Annotated in this window: 18 protein-coding genes; 7 read left to right on the top strand and 11 right to left on the bottom strand. The window is 60.8% G+C overall.

Translation table 11 applies throughout. The features are described from left to right. Positions 1-62: 62 nt before the first annotated feature. The gene (locus tag KSP9073_RS10450) at positions 63-1,238 is read right to left on the bottom strand and encodes a MalY/PatB family protein (protein WP_108842921.1); all 1,176 of its coding nucleotides are present in this window, start codon (positions 1,236-1,238) and stop codon (positions 63-65) included. 120 nt (positions 1,239-1,358) lie between these two features. Between KSP9073_RS10450 and KSP9073_RS10445 the strand changes: the two genes are divergently transcribed. Beyond that, a complete protein-coding gene (locus KSP9073_RS10445; RefSeq protein ID WP_108843380.1) occupies positions 1,359-1,796 on the top strand; it encodes a hypothetical protein in 438 nt (145 codons plus the stop codon). A 21-nt stretch (positions 1,797-1,817) separates the two neighbouring features. Here KSP9073_RS10445 and KSP9073_RS10440 read toward each other — a convergent pair whose 3' ends face one another. Then, positions 1,818-2,156, bottom strand: a complete 339-nt coding sequence (locus KSP9073_RS10440) for a hypothetical protein (protein WP_108842920.1) — start codon at positions 2,154-2,156, stop codon at positions 1,818-1,820. A gap of 190 nt (positions 2,157-2,346) precedes the next feature. On the opposite strand from KSP9073_RS10440, the gene KSP9073_RS10435 reads away from it, so the two are divergent. From KSP9073_RS10435 to KSP9073_RS10425, 3 genes are read left to right on the top strand one after another with little or no spacing between them, the layout of a single operon-like run. Next, positions 2,347-2,871, top strand: coding sequence for a DUF501 domain-containing protein (locus KSP9073_RS10435; protein WP_108843379.1), 525 nt, complete (start codon positions 2,347-2,349; stop codon positions 2,869-2,871). 45 nt (positions 2,872-2,916) lie between these two features. Continuing rightward, a complete protein-coding gene (locus tag KSP9073_RS10430) occupies positions 2,917-3,480 on the top strand; it encodes an LOG family protein (protein WP_108842919.1) in 564 nt (187 codons plus the stop codon). Positions 3,481-3,507: 27 nt separating this feature from the next. Further along, positions 3,508-4,476, top strand: coding sequence for an NAD(P)H-quinone oxidoreductase (locus KSP9073_RS10425; protein ID WP_108842918.1), 969 nt, complete (start codon positions 3,508-3,510; stop codon positions 4,474-4,476). Positions 4,477-4,571: 95 nt separating this feature from the next. Here the strand turns inward: KSP9073_RS10425 and KSP9073_RS10420 are convergent, their stop codons facing one another. Further along, positions 4,572-5,090, bottom strand: a complete 519-nt coding sequence (locus KSP9073_RS10420) for a tetratricopeptide repeat protein (RefSeq protein WP_108842917.1) — start codon at positions 5,088-5,090, stop codon at positions 4,572-4,574. Between the two features lie 295 nt (positions 5,091-5,385). Here KSP9073_RS10420 and KSP9073_RS10415 point away from each other — a divergent pair, with 295 nt between their 5' ends. The 3 genes from KSP9073_RS10415 (at position 5,386) to KSP9073_RS10405 (ending at position 8,215) form a co-directional block, all read left to right on the top strand. Further along, complete coding sequence (locus KSP9073_RS10415; protein ID WP_108842916.1) at positions 5,386-6,423, top strand: NADP(H)-dependent aldo-keto reductase; 1,038 nt, start codon at positions 5,386-5,388, stop codon at positions 6,421-6,423. 115 nt (positions 6,424-6,538) lie between these two features. Then, positions 6,539-7,315: a peroxide stress protein YaaA gene (gene yaaA, locus KSP9073_RS10410; protein WP_108842915.1), complete on the top strand. Its 777-nt coding sequence runs from the start codon at positions 6,539-6,541 to the stop codon at positions 7,313-7,315. 57 nt (positions 7,316-7,372) lie between these two features. Continuing rightward, a complete protein-coding gene (locus KSP9073_RS10405) occupies positions 7,373-8,215 on the top strand; it encodes a Tim44 domain-containing protein (protein ID WP_165814224.1) in 843 nt (280 codons plus the stop codon). A 109-nt stretch (positions 8,216-8,324) separates the two neighbouring features. On the opposite strand, the gene KSP9073_RS10400 is transcribed toward KSP9073_RS10405, so the two are convergent. From KSP9073_RS10400 to KSP9073_RS10365, 8 genes are all read right to left on the bottom strand, one after another. Then, positions 8,325-9,530, bottom strand: coding sequence for a pyridoxal-phosphate-dependent aminotransferase family protein (locus KSP9073_RS10400; RefSeq protein WP_108842913.1), 1,206 nt, complete (start codon positions 9,528-9,530; stop codon positions 8,325-8,327). 207 nt (positions 9,531-9,737) lie between these two features. Further along, a complete protein-coding gene (locus KSP9073_RS10395; protein WP_108843378.1) occupies positions 9,738-10,856 on the bottom strand; it encodes a 5-(carboxyamino)imidazole ribonucleotide synthase in 1,119 nt (372 codons plus the stop codon). A gap of 89 nt (positions 10,857-10,945) precedes the next feature. Next, the gene (gene purE, locus KSP9073_RS10390; RefSeq protein ID WP_108842912.1) at positions 10,946-11,437 is read right to left on the bottom strand and encodes a 5-(carboxyamino)imidazole ribonucleotide mutase; all 492 of its coding nucleotides are present in this window, start codon (positions 11,435-11,437) and stop codon (positions 10,946-10,948) included. Between the two features lie 194 nt (positions 11,438-11,631). Next, the gene (locus KSP9073_RS10385; protein WP_108842911.1) at positions 11,632-12,285 is read right to left on the bottom strand and encodes a glutathione S-transferase family protein; all 654 of its coding nucleotides are present in this window, start codon (positions 12,283-12,285) and stop codon (positions 11,632-11,634) included. 69 nt (positions 12,286-12,354) lie between these two features. Continuing rightward, a complete protein-coding gene (locus tag KSP9073_RS10380; RefSeq protein ID WP_108842910.1) occupies positions 12,355-12,612 on the bottom strand; it encodes a DUF3253 domain-containing protein in 258 nt (85 codons plus the stop codon). After that, the gene (locus tag KSP9073_RS10375) at positions 12,609-13,037 is read right to left on the bottom strand and encodes a VOC family protein (RefSeq protein WP_108842909.1); all 429 of its coding nucleotides are present in this window, start codon (positions 13,035-13,037) and stop codon (positions 12,609-12,611) included. Before KSP9073_RS10375 ends, KSP9073_RS10380 begins: the two co-directional genes overlap by 4 nt. Before the next feature lie 222 nt (positions 13,038-13,259). Beyond that, on the bottom strand, positions 13,260-13,967 hold the full coding sequence (locus tag KSP9073_RS10370) for an extensin-like domain-containing protein (protein WP_243409195.1): 708 nt from the start codon (positions 13,965-13,967) through the stop codon (positions 13,260-13,262). A 260-nt stretch (positions 13,968-14,227) separates the two neighbouring features. After that, the gene (locus tag KSP9073_RS10365; protein ID WP_108842907.1) at positions 14,228-15,898 is read right to left on the bottom strand and encodes a BCCT family transporter; all 1,671 of its coding nucleotides are present in this window, start codon (positions 15,896-15,898) and stop codon (positions 14,228-14,230) included. Between the last annotated feature and the right edge of the window lie 170 nt (positions 15,899-16,068).

Below are 16,068 nucleotides of genomic sequence, written 5' to 3'. Positions count from 1 at the left end.
TCCTGATCAGAGAGCCCCCTTCTCGAACGCCCGGTGCCTCCTGGCGCCGGGCGTTTTGGTATCTACGGCTCGTTGCCGGCGCTCAGCAGCGTGTCCATCCGCGTCAGGGCCTCTTCCAGCAGTGCGTATCCGGTCCCGAAATTAAGTCTTGCAAACCCGGGCCAGCCAAAATCGGCACCGTTATTGAGCGCCACTCGGGCACGTGTGAGCACCTCCTTTTGCGGCGTCTCGCCAAGGCCCGCCTCACGCAGGTCCAGCCAGGCCAGATAGGTCGCCTGCGGGATACTCATGTGCACCCCCGGCCAGCGCGCCACGAACGATTCAATCAGCGCCACGTTATCCCGCAGCTGGTCCAGCAGCGCCTGACGCCACGGCTCACCGCGTGCGTAGGCGGCCTGCGCTGCTGTCTCGCCCATGATGTTGTTTGAGGGCATCAGCCCCACACAGCCGCGCTTGAAGCGAGCCCGCAGGTCATCATCACTGATCACGGCGCAGGCACTGGTCAACCCGGCAACATTAAAGGTCTTGGACGCCGCCCACAGCGTGATGGTGCGCGAGGCCAGCCGCGGCTCGGCCATGGCCAGCGGGCGATGGGCACTGCCGTCCAGAATCAGATCGCAGTGAAGCTCATCGGAGCAGACGATCAGATCATGACGTTCGATGAAGTCCGCCAGCCGGGAGAGCTCTTCTTCATCGAACACACGGCCGGTCGGATTATGCGGATGACACCAGAACAGCAGCCGGGTACGCGGCGTCACGGCGGCTTCCATGGCGTCGAAATCCAGTCGCCACAGCGGATCATTTTCCGTTGGCGCACGCATCGGCGCCGTCTGGGTGGTGCGCCCGGTGTTATCGGCCACCTTCAAAAAGGGCGGATAGATGGGCGTGACGGTCAGCACGCCGTCACCCGGCTCGGTCAGGGCCAGACTGGCCACATGAAGCGCCGGCACCACACCAGGCAGCCAGTGCTGCCAGTCGGGCTTGATTTCCCAGCCGTAACGCTCATGACTCCACTGACACAGCGTCTGCTTCAGCGTCCGGTCGGCGTGGGTGTAGCCAAAGACGGGATGTGCCAGGCGCTCGGCCAGCGCCGTCTGGATGGCCGGTGCCACGGCAAAATCCATGTCGGCCACCCACAGCGGCAGCACATCCTCGTCATACAGATGCCATTTGGTGGTAGGGTACACGCGCCGGTCCAGCGGTGTCGTAAAGTCAAAGGCGGTACGGTCCTGCGACATGCGAACTCCCTGAAATGCGGTCCGGTCAGGCACTGACCGAAACGTGATTGAATACATGATGTCGTGATTCAGGCGGCATCGTTATCCTTGATTGATTCCACGCTTTTGAACAGACCCATCATGACCGATAGTGACTTTTATACCAGCGCCATGACCGGCCTGCCCTCCCTGATCGAGCGCTGGCTCGAGATTGGCGACACCACGCCCGAAAAGCTGGGCATCATTCTGGCCGATACAGCCCGTATCGCCCATCTGGGTGACCCAGCGCAGGACCCGGACGGTGAGACGTTAAGCCGCTGGGCTTCCCCCGATTCAAGGGCAGATCATCCGCCCACATGGGCGACCCGCAGCGCGCTTTTTTTGCTCTCCCAGATGCCGGCCCACCCGATGCCGCAGACGCCGTCACAGTGTGATGGCTGGGCCTGGGCGTGGATACGCCTGCGCCAGTGGGAAAGTCTGGATCAGGCACGTGCGGCGCTGCCAGACTGGCTGGCACCGGCACTCGAGACGCGTCTTGCAACCGCCTGGCATGATCACGGGGCCCAGCGCCTGCTTTAAAGGCGCTCTTGCACTCGAGGCTCAGCGCTGCTGACGCCTGATTGGCGACTTGGGCTTGAAACCGGCCGGGCGGCTTGAAAGCCAGCGAGCAAACTCGGCAATGTCGGGCTGCGCCAGCAGCGCATCGCGCGTGTGATAGTGCTCGGCCATCTCGCGCTCGCTGAGTACGCGATGAATGTGGTTATGACAGGGCCGACAGATCATCAGAATATCGCCCTTCATCTCTTCACGGCTGAAACGCTTTCGAAACCGCTTGCGACCGTGCAGGGCGCGCGGGATCAGATGATGACGCGTCAGTGCCACACCCTGACGCGCGCAGAGGGCACAGCAGCTCGAAGAAGTGTCCTCATGTTGTGACATGGCGTCTCCGTAAGGGGTAGCAGGAACATGATCGCGACCGGACTTGCGGTCATTATAAGATGGTGGCCTGTGCCTTGCCGCCGGCTAGGGGCATGTCTATGATGCAACCCCGTTTTCGCACACGCAGCGAATGCTCTTTTCCTTTCACGATCGTGTGCCCTGTGCCCACGTCGAACTTGCCTGGCCGACCATGATCATTCGTACCGACCACGCCCCCAGCGATGCCCAGCTCGATATCATTACGCAGCAGCTGGGCCGCACACCGCGCGGCCTTCAGGCCGTCAGCGCCGAAGACAGTCGCGGCACACCGCTGGCCCTGCGCGTTGCGCCGCTGGTGGAAGGCAAGCCCTTTCCGACGCTTTACTGGCTCTGCAGTCGCGAGCTGACCGTGGCGCTGTCGCATCTTGAAGCCGATGGCGTGATCAAGCGCCTCGAGGCGCATCTCAAGGAAAACGAAACGCTGCGTGAGGCGTATCGCCAGAGCCATGAAGCCTATGTGCAAAAGCGCTGGTCATGGATCAGCGAGCAGGAACGTGCCGAGATCGAGCGACTGGGCTTTACGAAGGCCCTGACCGAGCGCGGTGTGGGCGGCATTACCAACTGGCAGCAGGTCCGCTGCCTGCATACGCAGTATGCCCATCACGTCAGTGACCACAATGCCATCGGCGCCTGGATTGATGAGCACTATCCGCAAGTGGCCGCAAGCGTTGACTGAGCGCCGTCGCAGCCTCCGTATGATCCATCAGCAGCAGGAATCGTCATGAACAGCCATACCCGGCCCTTTGAAGGCCTAAGCGTCTGCGTTTACATGGGCTCTCGCAGTGGTCATGCACCGCACTGGCAGCAGCTGGCCGAAGCCGTGGGCGAAGGCATCGCCCGGCGGGGCTGGCGGCTGGTGTACGGCGGTGGACGTACCGGCCTGATGGGGGCCTGTGCCAGCGCCGCGCTGGCCGCCGGAGGTGAGGTCGTCGGCGTCATCCCGGACCACCTTGTCGATCGCGAGGTGGCCCATACGGGGCTGACCGAGCTGATCAGGGTGCCCGACATGCATACCCGAAAGGCACAGATGGCGGCCCACAGCGACGCCTTTGTCACCCTGCCGGGGGGCATCGGCACCTTCGAGGAATTTTTCGAGATCTGGACCTGGCGCTATCTGGGTCTGCATCGCAAGCCTATTGGCCTGCTCAATCACGAGCGCTTCTTTGATCCGCTGCTACAGTTTCTGGACAACACGGTCGAGGCAGGCTTTCTCAACGCCGATACGCGCGCCACGCTGATCAGCGCCAGCGCGCCGGCTGACCTGCTGGACGCCCTGTTCGACTAAATTTCAATCTTTCGGGAGTAGCACCGCATGTACGCCATCGCCGTCAATGATTCACACCTTCAGTGGTGTGAACACAAGGATCTGCCCTCCCCCGGCGGCAGCGAAATTCTGATCGATGTGGCCTGGGCGGGCATGAACCGCGCAGATGTGCTTCAGCGCGATGGGGGCTACCCACCGCCCAAGGGGGCCTCCGAGATTCTCGGCCTGGAAGTCAGCGGTGTGGTCACAAGCGTCGGCCCGGCCGTCGAGCGCTTTCGCGTGGGTGATCAGGTCTGCGCCCTGCTTTCAGGCGGTGGCTACGCCGAGCAGGTCGTCGTCAACGAAGCCCAGGCCCTGCGCATTCCCGAAGGCATGACCCTGCGCGATGCTGCCGCCCTGCCCGAGGTGTTTGCCACGGCCTGGCTCAATCTTTATATGGAAGCCGACCTGCGCGAAGGCGAGCGGGTGCTGCTGCATGCCGGCGCCAGCGGTGTCGGTACCGCCGCCATTCAGCTCTGCCATGCCTTTAACAACCCGTGCTTTGTGACCGTGGGCAGTCAGGACAAGATCGAAGCCTGCAAGGCGCTGGGTGCCGATGCCGGCTGGAACCGCCACGATGGCAGCTTCGTCGAGGCGGTACAGAACTGGGGTGGCGTGGATGTGGTGCTGGACCCGGTGGCCGGGGAGTACATCGAGTGGAACCAGCAGGTCCTCAATCTCGATGGCCGCATCATTTTGATCGGCTTCATGGGTGGCAGGGAAACCCGAGTGGATCTGGCGCGCATGCTGATGAAGCGCCAGCGCCTGGTCGGCTCGACCCTGCGCTCTCGCTCGCCGGCCGGCAAGGGCAGCGTGATGGACGCCCTTCATGCTCATGTCTGGCCACTGCTGGAAAGCGGTCGGGTCAAGCCGCTGGTGGATCGCACCTTCTCCATTCAGGAAGCTGACGAGGCCATGCGCTACCTGGAAGAAAACACCAGCACCGGCAAGGTACTGATGGGCGTTTCCGGCGCCTGAGACCGTTTGAGCCGGTAACAAACGTCGGACATTAAAAAAGCCCGAATCCGCTGGATTCGGGCTTTTTCGTGTTCTCGCTGGAGCCTGGATCTTCGTTACTGCAGGGCAGGCGCGCTCGCAGAGATCGAGGTCATCTGGCGTACACCCGCAGACGCATCGTCTACCAGACGCCAGTGACGCGAGCGCTCGGGGTCGACCGGCAGCCCCAGCTCGCCGTGATCAAAGGCGCGGGACAGTCGCTGCGCGGCGCCGGCATGACCGGCTTCGGCAGCCCGGGCATACCATGTCACCGCTCGATCTTCACGACGGGCAATCTGGGTGCAGCCATGTTCGTAGATGTGCCCTGCCTGATACTGCGCCTCGGGATGACCCGCTTCGGCAGCCTGAACCACGCAGCGCACGCCCCGGGCCTTGTCACGCGCCGACTGACCACGACGAAACAGCATCACACCATAGGTCGAGAGCGCATCAACATGACCGGCATTGGCGCAGCGTCGAAACAGATGAAGGGTCAGACGCCGCTTGTGCGCAGAGCCTTCCAGCCATGGGGCCTGCATCAAACGCGACGCCAGACGATATTCAAACTGTGTGAATACTTGAGCAGACCGCAGCATAACAACAACCTTGTGAGTTCCAGCGTTCGATTCATGCCCTGTCTGCACATAGCGTGGCAGGGATCGAGCATTGATGCGAACAACCTTTGTCGTGAAGGTGACGCATCACCTGCAGAACAAGAACAAAAAAGAGGGGTGGCCTCAATATTATCGCGCTGTCAGGTGGGGTTCACCCGGTGCAGCGAGGCCGGCAATATACGCCTGTGCAGGAGGTGACTCAAGCCCTGTGTTTGCCCGCGCATCAGCGCCCGTCTAACATGGACACTCATCCGCGTTTCAAGGCTCTGGAAACCCCATGGAAAGACGTCCTCTCGGTGACAGTGGCATTACGGTCAGCAGGCTTTGTCTTGGCACCATGACCTTTGGCGAACAAAACAGCGAGGCCGAAGCGCACGAGCAGCTTGACCGCGCTCTGGCCGCCGGCATTGACTTCATTGATACGGCTGAAATGTACCCGGTCCCGCCGGGTGGCGAGACCCAGGGTCGCACCGAAGCCTATATCGGCAGCTGGCTGAAGGCCCGCGGTCGACGCGACGACATCGTGCTCGCCAGCAAGGTGGCCGGTGCCGGTCGTGGCATGGAGCATCTGCGTGGCGGGCCGAAACTCTCGCGAGCGCAGATCCATCAGGCACTTGATGACAGCCTCAAGCGTTTGAATACCGATTATCTCGACCTTTATCAGCTGCACTGGCCGGACCGCCCCGCCAACTACTTCGGCAAGCTGGACTATCAGCACGAAGAAGCACCTGACGCCACGCCGCTGGAAGAAACCCTGTCAGCCCTCAAGGAAGCCGTGGATGCCGGCAAGATTCGCACCATCGGCCTTTCCAATGAAACGCCCTGGGGCACGATGACCTGTCTGCGGTTGGCCGAGACCATGAACCTGCCGCGCGTGGTGTCGGTCCAGAACCCCTATAACCTGCTCAACCGCAGCTACGAGATCGGCATGGCCGAGATCAGCCATCGCGAGAACGTGGGGCTTCTGGCCTATTCGCCGCTGGCCTTTGGCGTACTCTCGGGCAAGTATCTGGGGGGTGTGAAGCCTGAAGGCGCCAGACTGACCCTGTTTGAGCGTTTTCAGCGTTACAACTCGACGCTGGCAGAAGAAGCCACCTGGGCCTATGTCGATATCGCCCGGCGCTTTGATCTCAACCCGGCCCAGATGGCGCTGGCATGGGTCAATACCCGCCCCTTCCTGACCAGCAACATCATCGGCGCCACGACGCTTGAGCAGCTTGATCGCAACATCGCAAGCGAAGGCATGACGCTCTCCGATGAGGTCATCGAGGCCATCGAGGGCGTTCACAAACGCCTGCCCAACCCCTGCCCCTGAGCCTTCCCCTCGCCCTCCGAGGGCTTGCGCCCCCTCTGGCCTGGCACTGACTTAAGGCAGTCTGATGCCGGCGCCAGAGGGGTTATAATCGAGACAACATGAGCGGAGAATCTGCATGCTGAGCGTGCTGTCCCCAGCCAAGACGCTGGATTTTGAAACGCCTTCCCATGTCGCGACGGCCACGCAGCCGGATTATCTGGACCAGAGCCGTCAGCTGATCGACATTTTGCGCGACCATTCGCCGCAGGATCTGTCCCGACTGATGGGGATCAGCGACAAGCTGGCCGACCTCAATATGGCCCGTTTTGAGCAGTGGCAGACGCCCTTTGATAGAGACAATGCCAAGCAGGCCATTCTGGCCTTTCAGGGCGATGTCTATACCGGCCTTGAAGCCGCGAGCTGGCGTGAGGAAGATCTTGAATGGGCGCAGTCGCATTTGAGAATCCTGTCCGGGCTTTATGGCATGCTCAGACCGCTGGATCTGATGCAGCCCTACCGCTTGGAGATGGGAACAAGGCTTGAGAACCCGGCCGGGCGTGATCTTTACGCTTTCTGGCGTGACCGGCTGACCCGGGATCTGGACCAGGCGGTGAATGAGAGCAGCGGTGATCGGGTACTGATCAATCTGGCCTCCAACGAATATTTTGGCGCCATCGACCGCAAGCGGTTGAACAGCGAGGTTGTTACGCCGGTGTTCAAGGACGCCAAAAACGGCCAATACAAGGTCATCAGCTTTTATGCCAAAAAGGCGCGCGGCATGATGAGCGCCTGGATGGTGCAGCAACGACTTGAAAGGCCTGAAGACCTGAAAGCTTTTGACATGGGCGGCTACCGCTTCAATGCCGACCTGTCGGATCAACGCAGTTGGGTATTTACCCGCGACGCGCAGTAATCGCAACGATGGTCAATTGACCACCACTCAATGATGCATTTATCGGGAGGATCTCTCATGCGTCATCTATTGATTACCCTGCTCATCGGTCTGATGAGCTTTGGCCTGGCCGTCGACCATGCCGACGCCAAGCGTTTCGGCGGCGGCAAGAGCTTTGGCAGCTATTCCCGCTCCTCCAGTCCCAGCAGCAGCCAGGCCAGCACACCGCCACGTCAGGCCCAGCAGGGCACGCGCGCGGCCGGTGGCGGCATGTCGCGCTTCATGGGTCCGCTGGCGGGCATCATGGCCGGCGGCCTGCTGGCCTCGCTGTTTTTCGGGGGCGCCTTCGACGGTATCCGCTTCATGGATATCCTGCTGATTGCGCTGCTGGGCTTTGTGGCCTGGAAGGTGCTGGCGGCGCGTCGTCGAGCCACCAATACCGGTGCACATGACACGCATCAGCAGCATCAACCCCAACAGCGCCAGGCCCATGATATCGGCGGCACCTCCAGTGGCGCGGCTGGCAGCGTGGGCGGTGCGGCCATGGCCAGCGAGCCGGCCTGGTTCAATCGCGAGCAGTTCCTTGCCGGTTCCAAGGAACACTTCATGAATCTGCAGCGCGCCTGGGACAACAACGACTTCGAAAAGATTCAGGAGTTCGTGACGCCCGAGCTTTACAACCTGCTGCGCAAGGAGCGTGCCGAGCAAAGCGCCAACAACCAGACCGAGATCGTGCGTCTGTTTGCCGAGCTGGGCGATGTGCGAGAGCACGGCCAGCAGGCCGAGGCCACGGTGCTGTTCCACGGCATCATGAAAGAGGATGGTCAGGAGAACGAGTTCAACGAAACCTGGCATCTGATTCGTGAAGTTCGCGACCAGGCGCCCTGGTACATTCAGGGTATCGAGCAGAACAACGTCTGACCCTGATCGCCTGTTGCTGCAATGCCCCGCTTATGCGGGGCATTTTTTGTCATCATTGCACAGGGGTTATCTGAGGGTTCGACCGGCGAGGCTGACTGCCCTCTGTCCGTCAGGCATACACCGGTGTATAGCGCTCGAGTGCCTTTTCAAGTGCGGCCACACCTGCAGGCACATCGACCTGATAGCCCAGCGTCCTAGCACTGGCGCCCAGCGCATGCAGGGTGCGAAACAGATGATGCGCTCGGCACTGCTCACCCATCTGCCCGATACGCACGATGTTGGCCCCAAAGGCACCGGAAATCTCCACGCCGTGATGACGCGAGATGTGCTGCATCAGGTCAGTCTGGGCCAGCCCTTCGGGCAGATGAATGCCCACCACCGAGTTCAGCCGGGAGGGCCCTTCGATGTAAAGCTCAAGCCCAAGCCCTTCGATGCCGGTTTGCAGTGCCCTTGAGCAGCGCAAATGGCGATCAAAGCGCTTGGGCAGGGTTTCCTGACAGACCAGTCGCAGCGCCTCGTGCAGCGCCAGAATGCCCGAGACCGGCGCTGTATAGTGATAGGATTTGTTATACCAGAACTGATGCGCCAGCCGGGCATCGAGACACCAGTGGGTCAGCGTGCGCTCGCGCCGCTCAATGACTTCCCAGGCCCGATCGGAAAAGGCCACCAGTGACACGCCGGGAATCGAGCTCAGGCCTTTCTGCCCGCCCGTAATCACCACATCCACACCCCAGGCATCCATCTCCAGAGGCATGGTGCTCAGCGTACAGACCGCATCGCAAATCACCAGACAGTTCGCCTCGGCTGCCACCCGACAGATGGCCGGCAGGGCGTGGTTGAATACGGTGCTGGAGGTTTCCCCCTGTACGATGGTCAACACGCGCGGGCGATGCGTACGGATCGCCTCGATAACATCTTCCTCACTGGCGGCGCAGCCGACGCCGGCATCCATTTCCATCACATCGCCGCCGGCGCGACGGGCCATCTCGCCCAGCCGACTGCTGAAAAAGCCGTTATTGACCGTCAGCACCCGTGTGCCGGGGTCGACCAGATTGATGATCGCCATTTCCATCGCCGCCGAGCCGGGGCCTGCCACCCCCAGAATATGGCGTGACTCGGTTTGAAAGACGTAGCGCGACATCGCCTTTACCTGGTCGATGATGCGCGCCATGGTCTCGCCCAGATGGTTGATAACGATGCCGTTGGCCGCCGCCACCCGTGCCGGAATGGGCACAGGGCCCGCGCCCATCATGAGCAGCGGCTCATCGGGCAGGATACTTTCCAGGGGTTCGATATCGGGCACGTTATAAGGCATCACCATCTCCTTGAGATGACATCAGGCAGGGTTAAAGCGCCGTGGCATCGGCACAGAACCTTCAGTATGCACACGGTCTGAAAACGTCGACAAGCGCCGGATCAGGATTCTCTGATCAAGCCAATGCCGTAAAAAAGGAGAGGAGAACGGGGAATTTGACGAAGGCCTGCAGAAGCCGGGCGGCCCCTGCAGGATACGAGGATGGGTTTAAACGTTATCCCAGTGCATGGTGTTGTCAAATGCGCCGGGCAGCAGTGCGGTGACGGCGTGAACCCGCTGCATGAGGGTTGAATAGTCCTCGGCCACCACATTGATATGGGCCAGCTTGCGACCAGTGCGCGGCGCCTTGCCATAGCGGTGCAGGTGCACACCATCAAGCGCCAGCAGTGCGGCACTGTCGCCCTCTTCGCCGATGACGTTGACCATGCAGGTCAGCCCGCGCGCGCGAGTATCGCCCAGTGGCAGCCCGGCAATGGCGCGCAGGTGATTCTCGAACTGACTGGTCACCGCACCGTTCATGGTCCAGTGGCCGGAGTTATGCACCCGCGGAGCCATCTCGTTGGCCAACAGCCGGCCGTCGCGCGTCTGGAAAAGCTCCAGCGACAGCACACCGACATAGTCCAGCTCATCGAGCAGGGCCTGAATATAGCCATCCGCCGTGGACTGCAGGGTCGCATCAACATCCGGCAGTGGCGCTACCGAATAGCGCAGGATGCCCTCTTCATGCTGGTTTTGCGTGATCGGGTACGAGCGCACGGACCCATCGCGCCCGCGCACGGCAATCAAGGACACTTCCCGCACGAAATCCACAAAGGCCTCGACCACCAGTTGATCATGACCAATGCTCTGCCACGCCTCGCTTGCCTGCTCGGGAGCGCGCAAGACGGCCTGACCCTTGCCGTCATAGCCTTCGGTGGTGGACTTGGCCACTACCGGGCAGCCCAGCTCGCGCGCCGCTGCTTCCAGCGCCTCGGCGCTATCGACCAGCCGATACTCGGGCGTGGGTATGCCCAGCTGCGAGAACAGCGCTTTCTCTTTGGCGCGATGCTGACACACCGCAATGGCGCGGCTGGAGGGGTAGACCGGACGTACCTGCTCGATACGCTCCAGAAGCGTCACCGGCAGGTGCTCGAATTCATAGGTGACCACATCAGCGCGGGCGATAAAGTCTTCAAGCGTGGCGTCATCGCTGCCGGTGAGCAGCTCACCAATCCCGGCACTGGGCGTACCGTTGGGGTCCAGAAGTGTAAATTGCTGACCCAGCGGCAGGCCCGCCAGCGCCATCATGCGTCCGAGCTGTCCTGCTCCCAGAATGCCGATCTGCATGGCCATCTCTCACTCATCAACAGGGGGGAAAGGAATCTGCGCCAGTACTTTTTGAACAGTACTTTTTCAACCGCACTTTTTTAGCCGTACTATTCTGCGCCGGGGTCGGGATTGTCCAGTACGGTCTGAGTCTGCTCGGCGCGGAAGGCCTCGACAGCGCGACGCACCTCAGCGTCATGGGTCCCGATGATCTGTGCGGCCAGAAGCCCCGCATTGGTAGCCCCGGCCTTGCCGATGGCCAGCGTGCCCACGGCGATGCCACCCGGCATCTGGGCGATCGACAGCAGCGAATCCATGCCCTTGAGCGCCTTGGACTCTACCGGCACGCCGAGTACGGGCAGCGGTGTTTTGGAAGCCACCATGCCGGGCAGGTGCGCAGCACCGCCGGCGCCGGCAATGATCACTTCAATGCCGCGCTCGGCGGCGGTGCTGGCATATTCAAACATCAGATCGGGCGTACGATGGGCGGACACCACACGCGTCTCGTAAGCCACACCAAGACGCGTCAGCATGTTGACGGCATGCTCCATCACCGGCCAGTCCGACTTCGATCCCATGATCACTCCCACGCGCGGCTGCATCGGCACTCCCCTTTCGGCAATGAACAATTTCGATAATGAACAACTTCGGCAATGAACAAGGCAGCGCCGGCGATGGCCAGGGCGCTGCGTCATGCTGGAAAACCGTGCAGGATACCCGCTTGGGTCAGAGTGGGGAAGTCACGACAGCTCGGGTGCGGCGCGTCAGCGACCGGCCCGCCCCCGGAGCGGCATGCTCAGCCTGAGGTGCGAAAGCGCTCGGGGATGGTGCGCTCGAAGCTTTCACGCTGTCGGATATTGTCCCACCAGCGCTGCACGCCCGGAAAATCCGCCATGATTTCGCGGCCTTCCGGCGTCATCATCACATAGGCCATGATTGGCGCCAGCAGGAAGTCCACATAGGAGACAGGGCCGGCGACCAGCCAGGTGCGGGTGGCCAGAGGCTGTTCCAGAAGCGAGAACTGATGGCGTACCTTTGGCAGTGCTGCGGCAATCACGATCTCATCCACCGGGCGCTGCAGCAGCGGATTGATAACACGCTGCCAGGCCAGCTCCCCGATCATGGTCTGGTAGTAATAGTTATTGATCACTGCGGCCCACTGGCGCATATCGACTCGGTCATCCAGCTGGCGCGGCACCAGTGCGGGCGACGGGAAATGCCCCTCCAGAAATTCGGCAATGGCGTCGGTTTCATACAAAATGCGCCCGCCGGTCTCCAGCGCCGGCACCTTGCCAAAGGGATGGCGGCGCAAATGTTCAGGGCTATGGGTTTCTCCCTTGAGCACATCGACCGGGACCTGATCATAGGTCACACCCTTTTCAAGAAAGAGCATGCGCACCGTGCGCACATAGGTACTGCCATCAAAGCCATAAAGCACAAAGTCGCTCACGCGCGGACTCCCTGAAGCGTTAGGCCTGCCGTACTGTGCTCGCCCACCGGCACAGCACGTTAACAGGCGTTAACCCAACCGTAGACGTATTGGCCCGCGATGCGCCACCGTCGGGCACAGACGCTGCCCGCGGGCCAGCATGTCGAGCCGACCCTCGCACGCAAGATCCGAGGCCACCCGGCGCACATCGTCCATGTGATCTCGCCAGTGCTGCGGGTCATAGAGCGCACGTGCCGCCTCGGAGGGGCAAAAGCTCTTGTCCCGACCTCGATGCTCGGCCAGAGCCATCAGCGTCTCGGCAATGGTGGTGTCATCAGGATTACTCATGACGTCATGCCCGCCTCATGATGCGAGACCATCGTGCTGTCATGGACAAAACAGAGCTTGTTGCCTTCGATATCGCGGCAGTAGGCGGCGTAAAAATCCGGCCCATAGCAGTCACGCACGCCCGGTGGGCCTTCACTGACGCCACCGCAGGTCATGACCCGGCGCCAGACCTCGTCAACGCTTTCGCGACAGGGCGACATGAAGCTGACCTGAACACCGTTACCCCAGGTCGCCGGCAGCCCGTTAAAGGGGTATTGAATGACAAACAGGGGCCAGTGCCTGCCCGGATAGTGCCAGATGGCATCGGGCGGGCCACCATCTCGCTCGCTGGGCAGACGAATCAGACCGAGCGGTTCCAGCACATGATCATAGAAGGTGGCCAGGCGTGGCAGATCACGAGCCCCCAGCTGAATGTGAGTAAACATGGTCTAGGCGAGCTCCCTGCCAATGAAAGGGGCCACGCAGGGCGACAGGGCAAGACAGCGGGGACAGGCATGCCGACAGACAGTACTCATGCGGCAGAACTCCTCGGAGTTGTTATTGGGGAGTAAGCTTTTCAGCCGATGCCCTCACACCATAGCCAGCCTTTCAGACAGTGACATCACCCTTTTTGTGACGATGCGTATGCATCGTCAATAGCGAAAGGCCTAACGGCACAGGCCGTAACCACGCATGCCCAGATGGAAGTGATCGCGATGGGCGGCGTTGTATTCCGGGCCCAGCGAGTTGCCGAACACATCACAACTGCCCTCGAAGGCACGTCTTAAAAGCGCGCCCCGGGCCCCTTCATCCCGCCAGTGCCCGGCGACCGTTGCACGGGTCTGTCCTATTCGGAACCCGACAACATCGAAGGCCTCGGCCGTGGCGTGTTCACTGCGTCGGCCGCTGGCACGGTGATAGACATTGCGACAGGCAAAGCTGCCGACGTGATCGACCCGGGTGACGTCCTGTCCGAAAAGCTCGCGCGCGAGCGGCTGGAGCCGCTGTCGCTCAAATACCACCCAGGACAGCGCCAGCGGACAGCTGGCCAGAAAACTGGCGGTAAACTGCACCGATGTCGAGCGCACCCGCACGGCATGATCAAGCTGGCAGGCGCCAATGGCCGGGCTGCCCACCTCCACGTAATCGATGGCGCCTTGTTCACGAGCACGGGCCAGCGCGGTTAGACAGCGCTGCGGGTCCTGCCCCAGCACCTTGAGCTTGAAACGGGTGACCGGTGTCAGCGGATCATCCACATCAAAGGGCGCAAAGGGATTGTATTGCGAAGGCACGCGCTCGCTGCCCGGCCACTGCTGCCAGAGCCCTACCGCTACCAGCGCGGGGATCAACAAAACGATCAGTACGACGTAGCGCACATCCCCTCCGGGCGACTGGACAGGAAACAGATGGACAGACAAAAAAATCCCGCATGGCGAACATGCGGGATTGAAGGGGGTGTTGCAATGCATCAACGATGCAAAATGAAGCAGATTCGAGTCTGGCGGCTCGAATCACGGTCAAGGATAAGGACGAAACGGTCAACGAACTAATCATCATTGCGGATCATTGAGATAGGCATATGCAATCAGGTTGGGCAAAAAGCCCAACCTGATACTATTACCACTCATTGCCATCCTCACTCCTGCTCGATCTGCCCGGTACCTCGTCCTCGATGAATACGGCGATTTTTTACCCCGGGAGAGCGGCGAATACGTTCGGAATGGGCATCCGACATCTCATCGGCTTCAAAGGCATCTGCCCCGACCGGCGTTTCATTATGCTGACGATAAAGATTGAGCAGCATCTGTTTACGATCGGCGCGCAGCTCCTTGAGCAGTACATAAACCATGCCATAGATGATCAGCGTAAACGGCAGGGCTGAGACCACCGCCGCCGACTGCAGACCACTGAGACCACTCTCACCGCCTGCCGAGATCAGAATCAGACAGATGGCCGCGATCAGGACGCCCCAGGTCACCCGCTTGTAAAGCGGGGGATTGAGCGAGCCCTTGTCGGTCATCTGACCCACGATATAGGCCGCCGAATCCGCTGATGTCACCAGAAAGATGAAGATCAGGATCATCGCCACGATCGAAAGCGGGAAGGAGAACGGCATCTGATCAAACATCACAAACAGCGCCGAGGTGATGTTGTCACTGGTCGCCTGGGCGAGGTCCGTGCCCTGGAAGATATCCATGTGGATGGCGGCACCACCAAACACCCCGATCCAGAGACAGGCCAGCATCGGCGGCACGATCAGCACGCCGAAAACATACTGCTTGATGGTGCGTCCACGCGAGATTCGCGCCACAAAGGTGCCAACAAAGGGTGACCAGGCAATGACCCAGGCCCAGTAGAACACGGTCCAGCTGCTGGCCCAGTCCGTCTCGGTGTAGGGGCTCAGGCGCAGGCTCATGGCAAAAAAGTTCTGCAGGTAGTCCCCAAGGCCTGTGGTAATGGTGCCCAGAATGGCCACGGTAGGCCCGGTAATCAGGATATAGCCCATCAGGGCCAGACACAGGGCCATGTTAATGTTGGAAAGACGCTTGATACCCTTGTCGAGCCCTGAAACGGTCGACAGCATGTAGCAGACAAACATCGCAAACAGGATGATGGCTTGCCACATCAGCCCCTCGGTGACATCGAACACGGCATGCAGGCCGCCATTGATCTGCAGCACTGCAAGGCCAATGGAGGTGGCCACGCCCATGACGGTGGCGACAACGGCAAAGGTATTAAGGATGCCACCGGCGAGCACGCGCCCGCGGCCGAGTTTCGCCGTCAGCGGCGCCATGACCGTTGAGACCAGTCCGGTCTGCCCCTTGCGAAACTGGGTATAGGCGATGATCAGCCCCACTACCGAAAAGGCCGCCCACTGGTGCACCCCCCAGTTAAAAAACGCGTACTGGATGGCCAGTCGCGCTGCTTCAGGCGTCTCGCCTTCCACATCCCCGAAAGGCGGGTTGGCAAAATGCATCATCGGTTCGGCCATGCCGTAAAAGACTAGGCCTACCCCGAAACCGGCCGCCAGCAGCATGCTGACCCATGAAAAAAAGTCGTAGGTCGGTTTGCTTTCCTGAGGCCCGAGACGAATCTTGCCGTACTTGCTAAAGGCCAGTACCAGCAAGAAGATGACAAACCCGAAGACCGACAAGAGGTAGAACCATCCAAATAGATGGGTAACACCACTGAGTGCCGCGCTGGCACCCCGGCTGAAGCCGTCAGGAAAGATGGCACCGATGGCCACAAGAACCACGATAATCATCGTGGACGCGACAAAGACCCGCTGTCTGGGAGCAATAGCCATAAATGCGTCGATCCCCTGTCATTGTTGGATTGTCGTTAAAGACTAGTTCAAAAATGTCACCGTCCATGCAAATAAACGCATTGAATCCTCGGTCGACCCTCTCAGCGCGACGGTCGCTGCCCTTCATTTGCATTGATCAATGACCGTGCTTCAAAGGCACGTTTTACCCA

This window comes from Kushneria phyllosphaerae, assembly GCF_900312995.1.
Lineage (GTDB): Bacteria > Pseudomonadota > Gammaproteobacteria > Pseudomonadales > Halomonadaceae > Kushneria > Kushneria phyllosphaerae.
The sequence above is the reverse complement of the archived record's forward strand: the minus strand, read 5'-3'. Positions and strand labels throughout refer to the sequence as shown.